Origin of the sequence: Pseudoflavonifractor sp. MSJ-37 (genome assembly GCF_018917965.1) — a bacterium.
Classification (GTDB): Bacteria; Bacillota; Clostridia; order Oscillospirales; family Oscillospiraceae; genus Pseudoflavonifractor_A.
The window spans coordinates 47636-65022 of sequence record NZ_JAHLPP010000002.1; the positions used below are offsets into that span (position 1 = coordinate 47636).

The window sequence follows — 17387 nt, forward strand, 5'->3', positions numbered from 1 at the left end:
TCCTATACGCTTTTGGATGCTTTAGACGATCACGCTCTCGGCTCCTTGATGGCGGCCTGAGCGGCGGCGAGGCGGGCGATGGGGACGCGGTAGGGGGAGCAGGACACATAGTCCAGGCCCACTTTGTGGCAGAACTCCACGCTGGAGGGGTCGCCGCCGTGCTCGCCGCAGATGCCCAGATGGATGTCGGGGCGGGTGGCGCGGCCCAGCTTGGCGGCCATGTCCACCAGCTTGCCCACGCCCTTCTGGTCCAGATGGGCGAAGGGGTCGGACTCATAGATCTTCTTGTCGTAGTAGTAGCTCAGGAACTTGCCGGCGTCGTCGCGGGAGAAGCCGAAGGTCATCTGGGTCAGGTCGTTGGTGCCAAAGGAGAAGAACTGGGCCTCCGTGGCGATCTCGTCGGCGGTGAGGGCCGCGCGGGGGATCTCGATCATGGTGCCCACCTCATACTTCATGGAGGAGCCGGCGGCGGCGATCAGCTTATCGGCGGTGGCCACCACCACGTCCTTCACGTACTTGAGCTCCTTGACCTCGCCCACCAGCGGGATCATGATCTCGGGGACCATGTTCCAGTCCGGATGCCGGGCCTGCACGTTCAGGGCGGCGTTGATGACGGCGGTGGTCTGCATCTCGGCGATCTCCGGGTAGGAGACGGCCAGACGGCAGCCGCGGTGGCCCATCATGGGGTTGAACTCGTGGAGGGAGGCGATCACGTTGTGGAGCTTCTCCACGGTGATGCCCATCTCCCCGGCGATCTCCGCGATGTCCTCCTCCTTGGTGGGCAGGAACTCATGCAGGGGGGGATCCAGGAAGCGGATGACCACGGGGCAGCCCTCCATGGCCTCATAGATGCCCTCGAAGTCGCCCTGCTGGTAGGGCATGATCTTGGCCAGAGCCTTCTTGCGGTCCTCGGTGTTGTCCGCCACGATCATCTCGCGCATGGCCTTGATGCGGCTCTCCTCGAAGAACATATGCTCGGTGCGGCACAGGCCGATGCCCTGAGCGCCGAAGGCGCGGCCCTGGGCGGCGTCTCTGGGAGTGTCGGCGTTGGTGTAGACCATCAGCTGGCGGTACTTGTCGGCCCAGCCCATGAAGCGGCCGAAGTCGCCGGAGGACACGTCAGCGGGCACGGTGGGGATGGCCTCTCCGTAGATATTGCCGGTGGAGCCGTCCAGCGAGATGAACTCGCCCTCGTGATAGGTGCGGCCCGCCAAGGTGAACTGCTTATCGGCGTAGTCCACCACGATGTCGCCGCAGCCGGACACACAGCAGGTGCCCATGCCGCGGGCCACCACGGCGGCGTGGGAGGTCATGCCGCCGCGGACGGTGAGGATGCCCTCGGCCACCTGCATGCCCTCGATATCCTCAGGAGAGGTCTCCAGACGGACCAGGATGACCTTCTCGCCCCGCTCATGCCACTCCTTGGCCTCCTCGGCGGTGAAGACCACCTTGCCGCAGGCGGCGCCGGGGGAGGCGGCCAGGCCCTTGCCCACCACGGCGGCCTTCTTCAGCGCCGCGGCGTCGAACTGGGGATGGAGCAGGGAGTCCAGCTGCTTGGGCTCCACCCGGAGGACGGCCTCCTTCTCGTCGATCATGCCCTCGTCCACCAGGTCCACAGCCACCTTCAGGGCGGCGGCGGCAGTGCGCTTGCCGTTGCGGGTCTGGAGCATATAGAGCTTGCCGTTCTCGATGGTGAACTCCATATCCTGCATATCCTTGTAGTGCTTCTCCAGCCGGTCGGCGATCTGGGCGAACTGGTCATAGACCTCGGGCATCTCCTCGTGGAGCTTGGAGATAGGGGAGGGGGTGCGCACGCCGGCCACCACGTCCTCGCCCTGAGCGTTGATCAGGTACTCGCCGAACAGGGCCTTCTCGCCGGTGGCGGGGTTGCGGGTGAAGGCCACGCCGGTGCCGGAGCTGCTGCCGGAGTTGCCGAACACCATGGACTGCACGTTGACGGCGGTGCCCCAGTCGTAGGGGATCTCGTTCATGCGGCGGTAGACATTGGCGCGGGGATTGTCCCAGGACCGGAACACGGCCTTCACGGCCTCCATCAGCTGGACCTTGGGCTCCTGGGGGAAGTCCACGCCCTTCTCCCTCTTGTAGAAGTCCTTGAAGAGGCGGACCAGCTCCTTCATATCGTCGGTGTCCAGCTCGATATCCTGCTTGACGCCCTTCTTGGCCTTCACCTCATCGATGATCTCCTCGAAGCGCTTCTTGGAGAGCTCCATCACCACGTCGGAGAACATCTGGATGAAGCGGCGGTAGGAGTCATAGGCGAAGCGGGGGTTGTTGGTGAATTCCGCCAGGCCCACCACCACGGTGTCGTTGAGGCCCAGGTTGAGGATGGTGTCCATCATGCCGGGCATGGAGGCCCGGGCGCCGGAGCGGACCGACACCAGCAGGGGGTCGGAGGCGTCCCCAAACTTCTTTCCGGTGATGCCCTCCAGCTTGGACATATATTCCAGGATCTCGTCCTGGATCTCAGGAGCGATGGCCCGGCCGTCCTCGTAATAACGGGTACAGGCCTCGGTGGTCACGGTGAAGCCCTGGGGGACCGGCATCCCAAGATTGGTCATCTCAGCCAGGTTGGCGCCCTTGCCGCCCAGCAATTCCCGCATCTTCCCATTGCCTTCGCTGAACTGATATACGTATTTATGGCCCATGTGACATTCCTCCTATAAACGTTGACACAAGGGATTATACCATTCCGCCAAAGAAATGCAAGTAAAAGAGCGTTGGATCATGCAAGTCGAATAGAAGGATAAGTGCCGGCATCCGTCTCCGAAAGCATGAAAAAACGGCTCTTTTCTCCAAAAAGAGCCGCTCAAAATATGGCAGAGCACCGTCACCTGCCCGATCTGATCGCAGGAATTGATTCATTTTTGCAAACTGACCGGTTTTTACATATTCGGTACAGGCTGTGTCAAAAAGAGATCCCCGCTCGGGCGCGCAGGCTCCCGGACGGGGATCTCCTTCGTTTCAGGGGCGGCTCACTTCAGCGCGTCCACCGCCTTGCGGGCGGCGTCCGCATCGTTGGCCACGGCCAGCAGGACGGAACTGCCCCGCTGTTCCAGGACGGCGGCGTCCAGCTTGCTCACCTCATCGGGCTGGTAGGAGGCCAGAGCCTCCTTCTGATCGACCACCCGCTGTTCCAGCGCGGAGAGGGCGCTCTTGGCGGCATCCTCGCTGGTCATGGCGAACACCGCGATCTCCTCGGCGCCGGCGGTGGGTGTGGTATAGACGGCGCAGTCGGCCACATCATCCGCGGAGATGTCATAGAGAGTACCGCAGGCCAGGTCCTTGTCCATCTGCTCCAGCGGCTCGGAGAAAGCGCCGGAATCCTGGAGGGCCTGAGCGGCGGAGGCGGGGTCGAAGGGGGCGGCGCCGGAGCCGGAGCCCCCGCAGGCGGTCAAGGTCAGGCACAGTACGGCGAGGAGGGGCAGGGACCGGCGGAGGATGGATCTAAGCATGAGATGACTTCCTTTCTAGATGTAGGATGGATCGGCCCCTCACAGCTGGGAGGGGTCCACCACATGGTCCCGGAGATAGGCCAGCCAGGTCTGGTACCAGGCCTTGGTGAAGTGGACGCCGTCCACCGTATTCTCGGTGTCCAGCACCCCGTCGGGATCGCCCAGAGCGGAGAAGATGTCCAGCAGGACCACCTTCTTCTCCTCCGCCAGCTGGCGGAAGATCTGGTTGTAGGTGTGGACCTTCTCGTTGCTCACATAGCTGGGCCAGTTCTTGGCGCACTGGATGGGGTCCACCGGGGCCAGGTTTTGCAGATAGATGACGGCGTCGGGCTGGGTCTCCCGGACCCGGTCGATCAGGGCGGCGAACTTGTCGTGGAAACCCTGATCGTCATAATAGCCCAGCTCGTTGACGCCCAGAGAGAGATAGACCTTCTTGTATTTGCCGCTCTCCCTGCTCAATGCGTCCACGATGGAATACTTGCTGCCCCCCAGCTCGATGAGCTTCTTGGGCTCCTGCTCCATCACGTCGAACACGGTGATGCCCTTGTAGCAGTAGAAGGACACGCCCTCGGCCTGGCTGATGCCGCTGTACAGCTCCAGGCCCTCGGTCCGGGAGTCCCCGATGAAGAGGGCGTCGGAGAAATAGCTCAGGTCCACCTCCTCTGAGGCGGGGGCGGGCTGGCTGTAGTCGAAGGACCCGGAAGACGCGGGGGCAGAGGAGGCCGCCGGCTCTGTGCCGGGCTCGGCCGTGGGCTGGGCGCTCTGGGCGGCGGCCAAAGCGCTGGGGGGCGGGGTAGCCACGGAAGGGGCCACCGGGGTCACCGAAGGGGCGGCCGGAGCGGCGCTGGGCTCCGGCCCGCCGGACATGGCCCGGGTCAGGGTGGGGGCCATCAGGAGGCCGGCGCAGACCACCAGTCCGGCGGCCAGAAGGGGGAGAGAGGGGCGGCTGGGAGAGGGCTTGCGTGCCATGGGTCGTTTACCTCATTTCTTGGTCAGGCCAGCAGGAGGGCCTGGAGCTGTTCATAGCAGGTGACGGTGTGGGTGGGATGGACGTTCCCGGAGGGGAGGTCCTTGGGGTCGTACCAGATGGCGTCCAGGCCGGCATCGAGGGCGCCCTGGATATCGGTGATCAGGTTGTCCCCAACCACCACGGCCCGGCTCGGGTCCCGGATGTCCATCTTTTGGAGGATGGCATCGAAGAAGGCCTTCTCCGGCTTGTGGTGCCCCAGCTCCCCGGAGATGAAGAGCCCGGAGAAATACGGCGGCAGAGGGGAACCCTCGAAGCGTGTCCGCTGGGCCTTGGCGTCTCCGTTGGTGACGATGGCCAGTGTACAGTGGGGGGCCAGCGCCCGGCACAGGTCCTCCGCGCCGGGAAGCAGATCGCTCCCGCGGCCCAGCCGGTCCAGATAGTCCCGGTTGAACTCCGCCGGGTCGTCCTGTCCGCCCATGATCTGGGAGAAGTAGGCGAAGCGCTGGATGAAGAGGCCGTCCTTGTCGATGGTCCCCTGGTCGAAGCGGTGCCACAGGGCCCGGTTGACCGCCAGATAGAGGGGGACGGTCACGTCATCGAAGGGGTAGCCGTGGGCCTCCAACGTCTCCCGGAGGGCCCGGTGTTCCGCGGTGTCGAAGTCGAAGAGGGTGTTGTCGGCGTCGAAGAGGATGTAGTCATAGCGGGGCATCGCGATCGGCTCCTTTCCAGATCGGAGATGGGCGGCAGGATCAGTGCCAGCGGGACCGCAGGGGGTGCCGCCGGTGGAAGAGGGTCCACATCCGCATGGCGGAGGTGACCAGCAGGATCCCCAGGGCTAGCGCGCCGGCCAGCGCCAGCGTATGCATCCCCTGGAGGAGGAAGCGCTCGTTCTCTCCGTGGACGGCATGCTCCATGGTGTAGTAGATGCCGGCGCCGGGGACCAGAGGGAAGATGGAGATCAGCAGATAGGAGGTGGCGGGACACTTGCGGATCCGAGCCATGATCTCACAGTAGGCGGCCAGAGCGATGGCGGCCACGAAGTACTGCTCCACCTCATTGTCCAGCAGGGGGGCGGAGAGCAGATAGACCAGCCAGCCCACCGCGCCGCCCAGAGCGGAGATGGGGATCTCCTGGCCGTGGATATTGAAGGAGATGGCGAAGCCCACACAGCCCACGAACGCATAGAGGCAGGGGAGGAAGTAGATTGGCGTGAACAGTTCCATGATTCGCCCTCCTTACAGCCGCTGGGCGGCGCTCAGGACGAAGCCTGTGCCCAGCGCGATGGCGGTGGCGATCAGCAGGGCCTCCACCGCCTTGTTGGTGCCGGAGATCAGATCGCCGGCCATGATGTCCCGCAGGGCGTTGGTGAAGGCGATGCCCGGCACCAGGATCATGAGCGCGCCGATCGTGATGAAGTCCATATTGTCGCCCAGACCGGTGTCCACCAGCACCAGGGCGCACAGGGCGGCCACCGCGCCGCCGGCCAGGGTGCGGATGAAGGAGTTGGCCCGCAGATAGTCCATCACCCACAGGCACAGGCCGATGGCCACGCCGCAGACCGCGCCGCACAGGCCGTCCCGAAGGGTGCCGCCGAAGAAGAGGGAGTAGAAGCCTCCGCCCACCAGATAGGCCAGCAGGAGCACCGGAAAGGGGTAGACGAAATGTCTGGTCTGGATAGCGTCCATCCGGGCCAGCGCGTCGGGCACTGGGATGGGCGTATGCGTGATCTCCCGGCAGAATTCGTTATAGGATTCCAGCAGAGAGATGTCCGTCCCGTGGGCCGGGATCCGGCGGACCCGGGTGCTGGCGTGCCCGGAGGGGTCGGTCAGGCTGACGATGACGCAGTTGGGGATGGCGAACACCTCGCCGGTATGTACGCCGTAGGCACGCAGGACATACTGGATGGACTCCTCCACCCGGTAGATCTCGGCGCCGGTACACATGAGTCGGAAGCCCAGCTCGGAGGTCAGGTCCAAAAGCTGATCGGGGTCGATGAGCAAGGGATGCTCCACCTGCCTTTCAAGGAACTAGAAGGGCCGCGGCAGGAGGACAGGCTTCGCCTCCGGCCGTACCGGGAACTAAGCTTACCCTCTTTTGACGACCGGGGCAAGAGGAAAGTTGTCTCTGGAAGAAAATTCTCTGTTATGGGCGGGAAAAGGGGAAAAACGGCCCCCGCAGTCCGTCAAAAAGGCAGGACGCCTGCCTTCCCGGACGCGAGGCCTCCCGAACGGATCAGCGTTCCTCCAGCGCGGCGCGTTCCTTCTTCAGTTCCTCATAGAGCTGATAGAAGTCCCAGCCAGCGTTTCCGGGGGTGACCACGGCCTTGAACACGGAGCGGGGCACCCCTGCCTGGAGCAGGGCCTGGAGCACCCGGTCCAGCGTGTGGCCCCGGAGGCCGGAGAACACCATGATGCTGTCCGGGATGGGAGGGCGGTCCGCCTGCGGGGCGGAGGGCTCCACCGCGAGTCCGGCGAAGGAGCCCACCGCCTGTCCCAGCTGGTCCGGGGCGACTATGCGGATCCTCAGCCCCATGCGGATGAACACCAGCTTGGCCTTGGCGGCCTCTTGCGGGGTGGATGTGTTGTAATAGAGGACGAGTCCGTTGAGCGTTGGCATGAGAAGAGCCTCCTAAGGATCAAGTATCAGGGGCTGCGGGGCGTCCGTCCGCCAGCTGGGCTTTGGGATAGACGCGGGCCATGCGGCTGTCGGGGAAGCGGCGGTCCAGCACGGCGGTGACAGCGTTCCGCGGGGCGTCAGGCTGAGTCTGCCGCTGGACGTAGCGGACCAGCGCCAGAGAGGATACCGCCATATCCAGCACCAGGAAGGCCAGCAGGACCCAGGTGCCGGCCCGGCCGGCCCGGCGGGGGATCCGCTCGATCAGCCGGGAGAGCGGCGGATAGAGGAGCTTGAGCCACACCACCGCCGCGATGCCCCAAAAGAAGCAGTAGAGCAGGTTGATGCGTCCCCCCAGGTTGAAGGGCAGATGGCTGTAATCCCAGAACACCGCACCAAAGACCAGTTCTGTGAACACACTGCACATATACTCGTAGGCGCCGCCCAGCACGGTCCCGGCCAGAAAGATGACGCCGTCGCTCTTATCCTTATATTTATAGAGGGCGGCGGTGAGCATCACCGCTCCCAGGCCCCAGACCACGCTGAAGGGCCCCCATACGACGCTGGAGCGGCTCATCCACTCCCCCATAGTGGCCTTGCAGAACAGCGTCTCGATCACATCGCCCAGAAAAGCCGCGATGGCGAAGAGCCACACCAGCTTGTGGAAGCAGCAGCCCTTGGCAAAGACGCCGCCGTCGTCCTCGACCTCCCGCTGGGCCCGGGCGATCGACCGCCGGTCCAGCTCAGGATAGGCCCGCAGGAGCCGCCGCTGGACCCGCCGGGTGATCGCGTTGCCGATCCGGGCGGAGAGCTCCTGGAAGTCCTCCTCCAGTCCGGAGAGGCGGCGGAGCCCATGGCGGAGCTGGAGCATGGAGCCCAGCGAGAGGGCCAGGTCCAGCCCGGTCAGCCCATAGCAGACCGCCAGTATGATCCAGCCCAGATGCCGGGGGATCAGGGCGGACAGCCGGGCCAGCAGAGGATCCCCTACCCGGACGGACAGCACCGCCAGCAGGCCCCACAGGGCCAGCAGAGGGACGGAGATATAGCCCTCGAACTGGAAGCGGCGGCGGGTGAAGTCCCACCACTTCCGGCGGAAGATCCGCTCCAGCAGGAAGCCGGTGAAGAAGGTCAGGCAGGCCGCGATCACCGCGCCGCCCAGGAACAGGAAGAAGAGGTGGTCCTTCAGGTCGCTCAGGAAGATTGAGAAGAGCACCGCCGCTGTGCCGTACACCGGGCAGAGGGGCAGATCCAGGAAACCGGTGTTCACGAAGGTCCGGCGGCGCAGGGAGGCCACCGCCACCCCGGCGCACCAGCCCAGGAAGGACCAGATCAGGAAGGACCAGAGGAGCAGATAAATGGAACCGTTCATGAGGAGCTCCTTTCGTTCCGTGGGATCGGACGGGGATCAGCCGGGCTCCACGCCGCAGACGGAGAGGATGCCGTCATGGACCGTGAACTTCACGTCCTGCCCGGCGAAGGACATCCCGTAGACCCGCTCCGGGTCGTGCTGATAGCTGGGGCGGGGATCCCGGGAGAGGACGCCCAGCAGGGCGGGGCGCTCCGCCTCGGGGATCTTGGCAAGCCATTCCTCCGGAAAGTCCACCTCCAGCCGCCGTTCATCCAGGCCGACCGTGAAGCCGGCCACCGCGTCCGGGTGGCAGTCCGGGGCGATATAGGGCTTGATGTCGTAGATCGGGGTGCCGTCCATCAGGTCGGCACCGGCCACCTGGAGCACGTCCCCCAGGCCGGGGAGCGGCTCGATGCCCAGCAGGCGCACGGAGGACAGGCCGATCGGGTTGGGCCGGAAGGGCGAACGGGTGGCAAAGACCCCCATCCGCCGGTTGCCGCCCAGCCGGGGCGGGCGGACCGTGGGGGACCAGTGCTCCCGCACGGCCCCGGAGAACTGCCAGAGGAGCCAGATGTGGGAGAAGGCCTCCAGCCCCCGCAGGGACTCCGGGTCCCGGAACTCGGGCTCGAACACCACGGTGCCCCGGAGTTCGTCCACCAGCCCGCTCTGACGGGGGATGCCGAATTTGGAGGGGAACTGAGTGCGGATGTGGGCGATGACCTTCATGGGATGCGTCTCGATCATAGCGCCCTCCGGTCAGCCGATCCGATAGACCCGGCCCTCTCTGCGGGGCAGAGAGGCGGGAGCGTCCCCGTCGGCATAGCCCAGAGCGCAGTGGCCGATGCCCTCGTAGTCCCCCTCGATGCCCAGGGACTTCAGGAGCGCCTTCCCCTCTTCGGCCTCGAACTCCTCCTTGGCCCGGTGGATCCAGCAGCTGCCCAGGCCCAGGGAGTGGGCGGCCAGCATCATGTTGCCCATGGTCAGGCTGCCGTCGTAGACATAGGTGGGACGCCCCTTGTCGGCCAGCACGATCAGGATGACGGGAGCGCCGTAGAAAGGGTCGCTGTCCACGCCCATGATCTTGGCGTTCCAGCGGGAGATCTGGTCCCGGACGGCCTTGTCGGTGACGGCGATGATGATGGGCGCCTGTCCGTTGCGGCCGCTGGCGGCCCAGAGCCCGGCGCCGATCACGGCGTCGATGGCCTCCTGGGGCGGCATATCCGGCTTGAAGCACCGGATGCTCCGGCGGGTCTCCATGAGGGTGAGGGTGTCGTTCTTAGTGTTCATAGATAGATACCTCCGTAAAACAGCAAAAACCAAACTGCGTTAAAACCCATCAAAGATGTCAATGAGTAGATGACACCTCACTATAGGTTCGACCATCTACAGTTTTCCACTTTTGAGGGCCATTACTAGAACTCCCGGTCACAACGCTTGCCGCCGCACTAGGGCTAGTAAATGGATAGTCCTGTCTAAAAATATTATCAATGATGATACATTGTTTAATAAGATCATCACGAAGATTAATATAAGTAGGTGGGCAAGACGGGGTAGTATCCGGCGAGATATGGCTGCCCTTTTCAACTATGAAGGTAGAATCATCCCCAGTATGACCATATGCGTTGCAGCCACGCGGAGTAGCAAGATAAAACGTATCGGAAGAATTGGCCGTGTTACTGTTTAACGCTGATGAAGCAAGTTCCCAATTTACGGAGAATATTTTAAGGAGTTCTTCTTGCCGTTTTTTTACGACTTCGGGTGTCCATGAATCGATATTAATGATTTGAGCAGTCAAGCTATAAGATGTAGTTCCGTTTTTCGCTTGAAAATAGTTTCTTTTTTTGACTGCAAAATCATAATTCTGTGCAGAGGAATTGTTTCCTTTTGTCAAAGGTACGAGATTCGCGATCCGGTCACACCAATAGTCTCGTGTCTCCTGTTCAGGCCACAGTCTGTCCCACTCTCCATCTTTTGCAGGATGCTGGGGAAGAACATGCTCAATAGTAAACTGTTTTTTATCATATCTGGCGCCTCCATCGGAGACAAAGGAGTCCAAACGCTGGACAATATAATTGCGTCGCCGAGGTGTCTTTGTATAAATTTTGTCATCTAGAGCCTGGTAGAAACGCTTCTTTTCTTCTATAGTCAACTCAACAGACGTAAGCGGACCAGAAAGATCATGGTCTGGCCTACTCTCCATTTCAGCAAGGACTCGTTTATAGCGCTCGATACGGTGGTTGATATCCTGCTTTGTGATATATAGATAGGATGATAAGCGCTCCAATTTTTTGATAAACCACAGGATATATTCAGGTTCATCTTTGTGTTCTGCCATAAATTTGATCGCCGAAGGCATCCAATCATTGTCTTCGATCTTATTTAGCCAGTACAGAGTATCATTGACTTCTTCGGCATGAGAAGATGCAATATATTCGGAATTTTTTAATATGACATACGCTTCCGCATAAGGTGCTAAAAATGTATCGATCAGTTCCTCGGGCTTCTTCCCTTTTAAAACATGCTCCTGAAATTCTTCCAAAAGATTTTTCTTTGGACGCTCTTTTGCAAATATAGTCCTAGTGTGTGTAAATACTTCATTAAAGCCATCACGTCCAGCCATATTTTCAAGATCTTCCCATTTTTGGGTATAGATATCCTGCTCATTTTGTGGGACCTCACCAATGACCTTCGATTTGATGATATCGATGGGCAACAAATCCAATCCCCGGCTGTTCATGACAGAGAACACACGGAATGCAGATTCCTGGCTATCCGTGGTAACTGCAACGAGAAAGCACTGCTTCAGCAAAAATTGACTAAACTCAATCAGCCGATCCTCGTCTTGATTAAACGCGGTCTCGAAACGTTCAAGCAAAGTTTTGCAATTCTCCTGAATATGCCTTTGCACCTCTGTTAGAGAAGCCGTATCAAGTTGCAAAAGTGCATCGATTTTTACCTCCTGAATATACTGTTGGAAAAACGCCTGATCGCGGTCCCGAAGATGCATACGAGGTTTTGCCGGGATCCCTGCTAATATATCTCCGCTTTCTTGCAGAAGATTGTTGCAGGAATTACGTGCATCATTATGAAATTTAAACTGATTCGCCAAGGTCGAGAACAAAATCGTCAAAGTTGTCAAACGTTGCTGCCCATCGATGACATCACACTCTGGTTTATCTTCTTCCTTGATGAGAACGATAGTACCGAGAAAATAGTTGCCAGAATGCTCTGACTGATAAAACTCATAAAGATCATCAAAAAGAACACCTGTCTCTTCTGTCGACCATGCATATGGCCGTTGATAAGCAGGAATATGATACTCAAAATCTTGGCCGAATATTTTGTGTAGTGAATATTCTTTCCCTGTGATTTTGCTGCCCATAATATAGACCCACCACCCTCTTAGATATTATTTCCTCAGGTATGTACTCCATCGCTTTCACTATGTGCCGACAGCATAATGATATAATTAAACACATTTGCGGGAATATTGGAGAAATTATACCATATATTTTAGAAGGTGACTACATATACAGGCAGAAAAATACCGCGGACCGATCCTGTACCGGTCCGCGGTATCGCTTTTTGAGGATATGCCCCTCTTACTTCTTCTCGTAGAAGTTGCTGGAGCGGGTGACGGTGGCGGGAGGCGCAGGGTCCAGGCGCTGGTCCGCGATGCCCAGGATGTCCTCGGGACGGATCCAGGGACGGGACTGGATGGCGCTGGTCTCCTCATGGGTCAGCCAGCCCTTGTAGGCGGTCAGGCTCCGGCGGTAGAAGCCGTCCTTCACACAGCAGCCGGCCACGCCGTCGTTCAGGATGGACAGGATCATGGGCAGCATCTCGGCGGCATAGGCCACAGAGGTGGTGTTGGCCACGGCGCTGGGCATATTGCTCACGCAGTAGTGGACCACGCCGTTGACCACATAGCGGGGATCGTCGAAGTGGGTCTCGTGGCTGCTCTCGATGGCGCCGGGATCGTCGTTGGAGATGTCCACCAGCACGGAGCCGGGCTCCATGAGCTTCAGCATCTCCTTGTCGATCAGGAAGTCGGTGCGCTCCTTGGGCCACTTGACACAGTTCAGGACCATGTCGGTCTGGGGCAGGACGGAGGCGATGGTCTCCTTGTTGCAGAACATGGTGTCGATGTCGCCCTTGTACTGGTTCATCAGGGTGCGCAGGATGCCCACGTTGATGTCCATGACAGTACACTTGGCGCCCAGGGAGTGGAGGACCTGCAGGGCCGCCTGGCCCACGGTGCCCGCGCCCATGATCAGCACGTTCATGCCGGGGGCGCCGGCGAAGCCGCCCACGAACTTGCCCTTGCCGCCGTTGATGGTCATCATGGACTCCAGGCCCAGCAGAGCGCCCACCTTGCCGGCGGCCTCGCAGTTGGGGGAGCCGTAGCGGTGCGCGTCCTCCGCAGTGAAGGCGATGCAGCCGCTCTTCAGCAGGGCGTCCACCTCCGCGGGATGGCCGGCGGGATGGATACAGCCCAGCAGGATCTGGTCCTTGCGGATCATATCATACTCGCTGGCGACGAACTCCTTCACCTTGGCCACCATGTCACAGCCGGCCCAGATCTCAGCGGCGCTGTCCACGATGCGGGCGCCCGCCTCCGCATACTTCTCGTCAGTGAAGCCGGCGGCCAGGCCGCAGTCGTGCTGGGCCCACACCTCATGGCCGGCGGCCACGATGCTCCGCACCTCCATGGGGGTGCAGATGACCCGGTACTCGCCCTCTTTGATGTCTTTGAGGATACCAAAAATCATGATGCTCTGTTCCTTTCTGCATCTGTCCGGGGGCACGCCCGCCGGACAGTCGTTTTCAAGCAGATAAAGGATAGCACTTATAGCATAGAATTGCAACGCCAAATGGCCGGATGCATCAGATCTGTCATTTTCGTCTTTTAATAGGTATCCTCCCGCGCGGAAATGGCGGGCAGAGCGTCATCGATCTGCATTTCTACACACTCTGAATGAAAATATATGAGCCGCTCTATTGACAGGTACGGCAAGAACTGATAAACTTTCGGTAAACGTTTTGCAGTTCCGTTCCCGGAGCTGTAGATCAATGGTAGAGGCGCGGCTGAGATCAGTACCCGGAGCCATGGGACGGACGGGTCCCCCGGAGAAAGGCGAAGCCGCCGAAGGGCCGTCCATCTGTCTGGGGGCGGGCACCTGGGCCGTGGGGGAACACCTCCCGGACTGCCACACCTGTGGAGCGTTATCATTGACTTTATAAGGCGGGCGGGCCGCCTGTATAGTGCCATGGATGTTCCTCAAAACGACGCGGGAACGTCCATGGTCTTTTTGTTTTCGGCATGATATCGCACCGTACCAATGAGGAGGAACGAATATGAGACCCACCTACGAGCGTGTCCTGAGCGCCGCAGCCGCGGCTGCTCTCTTCCTGTCCCTGACCGCCTGCGGCGGACAGCAGGCCCAGCAGCCCCAACAGAGCGCCGGTCAGGGCTCTGCCTCCGGTGAGTTCACCGAGGGCACCGGCGCCGAGCGTCTGGCCGCCGACACCACCGCCGAGGACGCCAAGTTCGGCGGCACCATGAAGCTCAACTTCAACGGCGCCACCAACTCCCTGGACCCCGCCCAGTTCTTCACCAACCAGAACTACACCCCCGGCTATCACATCTACGAGTCCCCCGTCTCCGTGGCCGATGACGGCTCCGTGTGGCCCGGCGTCTGCGAGTACTCCATGAGCGACGACTCCCTCCAGCTCACCCTGACCGTCCGGGACGGCGTGAAGTTCCACAACGGCGACACCGTGGACATCAACGACGTAGTGGCCTCTATCGACCGGTTCCTGGTCTACTCTACCGCCGGCCAGACCAACTTCGGCGACTACATCGCCAACACCGAGGTGAAGGACGACAGGACCGTGGTCTACACCTTCTCCGACGTGGCTCCCATCGCCCTGCTCACCATCGGCGAGCTGAAGGGCGGATGCAAGGTCATGCCCGCCGAGATCGCCCAGGCCCATATGGACTCCTACATCACTGATGACAGCGAGATCGTGGGCACCGGCCCCTACAAGCTCAAGAGCTGGAACCGGGATGCCGACCTGACCCTGGAGCGCTTCGACGACTACACCGCCTATGAGACCGAGGGCACCGGCCCCGCCGCCACCAAGAAGGCCTACTTCGATGAGATCTACTGCAGCGTGGCCAGCGACCAGACCGCCCGCACCAACGGCATGATCGGCGGCAACTTCGACTACTCCACCTCCATCCTCACCGACATGGCCCCCCAGTTGGAGACCGCCAACTGCTGGAGCGACAAGAACTGGAACGGCTGGTCCCCCACCATCGTGTTCAACCTGACCGACGCCAACTCCTCCAGCATCGTGCAGAACGCGGACTTCCGCCGGGCCGTCCGGGCCTGCCTGGATCCCCAGGCCATCCTGCTCTCTACCAAGACCGATCCCAGCCAGTTCCAGGTGGGCGGCTGTCCCATGATGCCCTCCAGCCCCTACTACAATGACATCCTGGACCAGAACATGACCCAGGATCTGGACAAGGCTAAGGAGTATCTGGCGGCCTCCGGCTACAACGGTGAGACCATCCGCTGGTGGTGCGCCGACTCTGACTCCTACTACACCACCGCCCTCCCCGCCTCTGAGATGCTCAAGGCGATCGGCGTGAACGTGGACCTGCAGGTCAAGGACGTGACCACCTACGAGTCCAGCTATAACGACCCCGCCTGCGGCGACTTCGACATCTGCTGCCGCGAGACCCAGAAGTCCTATGTCCATCCTCTGATGACCCAGTTCGTCTCCGGCTATCAGCTCTGGGACAGCGCGGACCGCACCGCCATCCTGGACCGGCTGGGCAGCACCGCCGCCGGCAGTGAGGAGAGCATCCAGGCCTTCTCCGACTTCTGCACCCTGCTGGACGATCAGGTCCCCTACATCATCCTGGGCGACTTCGGCACTGTCTGCTGGTACTCCGCCAACGTGATCCCCGACCGTCAGGGCGTGGATGTCTACTGGTGGAACAGCTACTTCAAGGCCGCCTGATCTCAGGCCGCTGACCGACATCATCTGCAATGGAAGCGGGCGCCGGACCGGCGTCCGCTTCCTGTGGCGTTCCCCGCGGTCTCCGGGCCGCGGGGGATCATCTTGTTTCGCCCGATATCCAGTCGGGCCCATATATTCCAAAAGGAGGTCATCTACCTGTGTTGAAATACATCGTCAAGCGCATCCTCTCTGCCATCCCGGTGCTCTTGATCGTGGTGTTCATCACCTTTTTCATGATGCGGATGCTCCCCGGCGATGTGGCTGTCCTCATCCTGGGCCGCGACGCGTCCCCCGGCGATCTGGCGATCCTGCGGGAGACTTTGGGCCTCAACAAGCCCTATCTGGTCCAGTTCGTGGACTATATCGGCGACCTGCTCCGGGGCGACTGGGGCGTGTCTCTGTACAACAACGTGCCCGTATTCGACAACATCCGCAGCAGCCTGGAGCCCACCGTGCTGATCATGATCCTGAGCATCCTGATCTCCGTGGTGATCGGCATCCCCGTGGGCATCATCAGCGCCGTGAAGCGCAACTCCGTGCTGGACTATCTGCTGATGAGCGTCTCGGTGCTGGGCCTGTCCATCCCCGTGTTCTGGAGCGGCATCATGCTGGCCTACTACATCGGCACCGTGGCCGGCATCCTGCCTAATATGTATTACCAGTCCATCGCCCAGGTGGGCCTGGCCGGGGCAGTCCGGTGCGTGATCCTGCCCTCGGTGGCCCTGGGCTTCCAGAGCATCGCCTCCATCGCCCGCTACACCCGCTCCACCATGCTGGACGTGCTGGGCGACGACTATATCCGCACGGCCCGGGCCAAGGGCCTTCCGGAGCGGGTCGTGCTCTACCAGCACGCCCTGAAGAACGCCATGTCCCCGGTCATCACCCACATCGGCACCAATATGGCCAGCCTGATGGGCGGCGCCTGTGTGATCGAGACGGTGTTCAGCATCAACGGCATGGGCAAGCTGGCCTATGACTCCCTGATCCGCCGGGACTACACCCAGGTCCAGGCCATCATCCTGGTGGTGGCTCTGGTCTACATCGTCATCAACCTGCTGGTCGATCTGCTCTACAAGCTCTTCGACCCCAGAGTGGAACTGAACTGAGGAGGTACGGTATGCAGCATAAAATGAAGCCCGCCGTCTTCCTGCGGAAATACGGCCGGATCATGCTGGGCGGCGGTGTGCTGGCCCTGATCCTGATCGTGGCCGTCGCGGCCCCTCTGCTGGCCCCCTATGACCCCACCGCCATCGACCCGTACAGCCAGAAGGCCTTCCCCAGCGCCCTCCATCTGATGGGCACGGACCGCTTCGGCCGGGACATCTTCTCCCAGGTGCTCTACGGCGCCCGGATCTCTCTGCTGGTGGGCGCGGTGGTGGCCATCGTCTCCACCGCTGCCGGCATCGTGCTGGGTCTGCTGATGGGCTATTACAAGCTGGTGGACAAGATCGTCATGCGCATCCTGGAGGGCATCTCCGCCTTCCCTGAGATGCTCCTGGCCCTGACCCTGGCCTGTATCTTCGGCAACGGCGTGGACAAGGTCATCATCGCCCTGGCCATCGTGGGCACCCCCAACGTGGCCCGGATCGTCCGCAGTCAGGTCCTCTCCATCAAGGAGAGCGAGCACGTGGAGAGCGCCCGGGCCATGGGCGCCACCGACCTGCGGATCATGTTCAAGTACATCCTGCCCCTGTGCGTCTCCCCCCTGATCATCCGCTTCACCACCACCATGGCCAGCGCCATCCTGACGGAGGCGTCCCTGAGCTTCCTGGGCGTGGGCGTGGATCCCACGACGCCCACCTGGGGCAGCATCCTCAGCGCCGCCAAGACCTTCGTCATCTCCCACCCCTACATGGCCATCTATCCCGGTGTGGCCATCGTGGTGACGGTGCTGAGCATCAGCATCCTGGGCGACGGTCTGCGGGACCTGCTGGATCCGAAAATGAAGTGA

At 61.2% G+C, this 17387-nt stretch carries 15 protein-coding genes and 1 riboswitch; of the genes, 3 read left to right on the forward strand and 12 right to left on the reverse strand.

The annotated features are described in order from the left end of the window. Positions 1 to 29 precede the first annotated feature (29 nt). The 12 genes from ppdK to KQI12_RS06130 all read right to left on the reverse strand — a co-directional run bounded on the left by ppdK (position 30) and on the right by KQI12_RS06130 (position 13176). Complete coding sequence (gene ppdK, locus KQI12_RS06075) at positions 30 to 2666, reverse strand: pyruvate, phosphate dikinase (RefSeq protein ID WP_216571634.1); 2637 nt, start codon at positions 2664 to 2666, stop codon at positions 30 to 32. A gap of 327 nt (positions 2667 to 2993) precedes the next feature. After that, on the reverse strand, positions 2994 to 3473 hold the full coding sequence (locus KQI12_RS06080) for a DUF4358 domain-containing protein (protein WP_216571637.1): 480 nt from the start codon (positions 3471 to 3473) through the stop codon (positions 2994 to 2996). A 39-nt stretch (positions 3474 to 3512) separates the two neighbouring features. After that, positions 3513 to 4442 carry a GDSL-type esterase/lipase family protein gene (locus tag KQI12_RS06085; protein WP_216571640.1) on the reverse strand — a complete coding sequence of 310 codons (930 nt, stop codon included), beginning with the start codon at positions 4440 to 4442 and terminating at the stop codon, positions 3513 to 3515. 23 nt (positions 4443 to 4465) lie between these two features. Continuing rightward, the gene (locus tag KQI12_RS06090; RefSeq protein WP_216571643.1) at positions 4466 to 5152 is read right to left on the reverse strand and encodes a YjjG family noncanonical pyrimidine nucleotidase; all 687 of its coding nucleotides are present in this window, start codon (positions 5150 to 5152) and stop codon (positions 4466 to 4468) included. A gap of 40 nt (positions 5153 to 5192) precedes the next feature. After that, positions 5193 to 5666, reverse strand: coding sequence for a threonine/serine exporter family protein (locus KQI12_RS06095; protein WP_216571646.1), 474 nt, complete (start codon positions 5664 to 5666; stop codon positions 5193 to 5195). Between the two features lie 12 nt (positions 5667 to 5678). Then, positions 5679 to 6443: a threonine/serine exporter family protein gene (locus KQI12_RS06100; RefSeq protein WP_216571649.1), complete on the reverse strand. Its 765-nt coding sequence runs from the start codon at positions 6441 to 6443 to the stop codon at positions 5679 to 5681. A gap of 232 nt (positions 6444 to 6675) precedes the next feature. Next, positions 6676 to 7059, reverse strand: a complete 384-nt coding sequence (locus KQI12_RS06105) for a DUF3783 domain-containing protein (protein WP_216571652.1) — start codon at positions 7057 to 7059, stop codon at positions 6676 to 6678. Between the two features lie 19 nt (positions 7060 to 7078). Continuing rightward, positions 7079 to 8425: a putative ABC transporter permease gene (locus KQI12_RS06110; protein ID WP_216571655.1), complete on the reverse strand. Its 1347-nt coding sequence runs from the start codon at positions 8423 to 8425 to the stop codon at positions 7079 to 7081. A 36-nt stretch (positions 8426 to 8461) separates the two neighbouring features. After that, entirely contained in the window at positions 8462 to 9148 is a 687-nt protein-coding gene (gene tsaA, locus KQI12_RS06115; RefSeq protein WP_216571658.1) for a tRNA (N6-threonylcarbamoyladenosine(37)-N6)-methyltransferase TrmO, read from the reverse strand. Positions 9149 to 9160: 12 nt separating this feature from the next. Continuing rightward, a complete protein-coding gene (locus KQI12_RS06120; protein ID WP_216571661.1) occupies positions 9161 to 9691 on the reverse strand; it encodes a nitroreductase in 531 nt (176 codons plus the stop codon). A gap of 58 nt (positions 9692 to 9749) precedes the next feature. Then, positions 9750 to 11786, reverse strand: a complete 2037-nt coding sequence (locus tag KQI12_RS06125; protein WP_216571664.1) for a DUF4357 domain-containing protein — start codon at positions 11784 to 11786, stop codon at positions 9750 to 9752. Positions 11787 to 12006: 220 nt separating this feature from the next. After that, positions 12007 to 13176: an alanine dehydrogenase gene (locus KQI12_RS06130; RefSeq protein WP_216571667.1), complete on the reverse strand. Its 1170-nt coding sequence runs from the start codon at positions 13174 to 13176 to the stop codon at positions 12007 to 12009. A gap of 297 nt (positions 13177 to 13473) precedes the next feature. Continuing rightward, positions 13474 to 13641: riboswitch (Lysine riboswitch) on the forward strand. Between the two features lie 121 nt (positions 13642 to 13762). Here KQI12_RS06130 and KQI12_RS06135 point away from each other — a divergent pair. The 3 genes from KQI12_RS06135 (at position 13763) to KQI12_RS06145 (ending at position 17387) form a co-directional block, all read left to right on the forward strand. After that, on the forward strand, positions 13763 to 15436 hold the full coding sequence (locus KQI12_RS06135; protein WP_216571670.1) for an ABC transporter substrate-binding protein: 1674 nt from the start codon (positions 13763 to 13765) through the stop codon (positions 15434 to 15436). Between the two features lie 158 nt (positions 15437 to 15594). Next, positions 15595 to 16542 (forward strand): ABC transporter permease, encoded by a 948-nt coding sequence (locus KQI12_RS06140; protein WP_216571673.1) that lies wholly within the window; start codon positions 15595 to 15597, stop codon positions 16540 to 16542. A gap of 11 nt (positions 16543 to 16553) precedes the next feature. Continuing rightward, on the forward strand, positions 16554 to 17387 hold the full coding sequence (locus KQI12_RS06145) for an ABC transporter permease (RefSeq protein WP_216571675.1): 834 nt from the start codon (positions 16554 to 16556) through the stop codon (positions 17385 to 17387).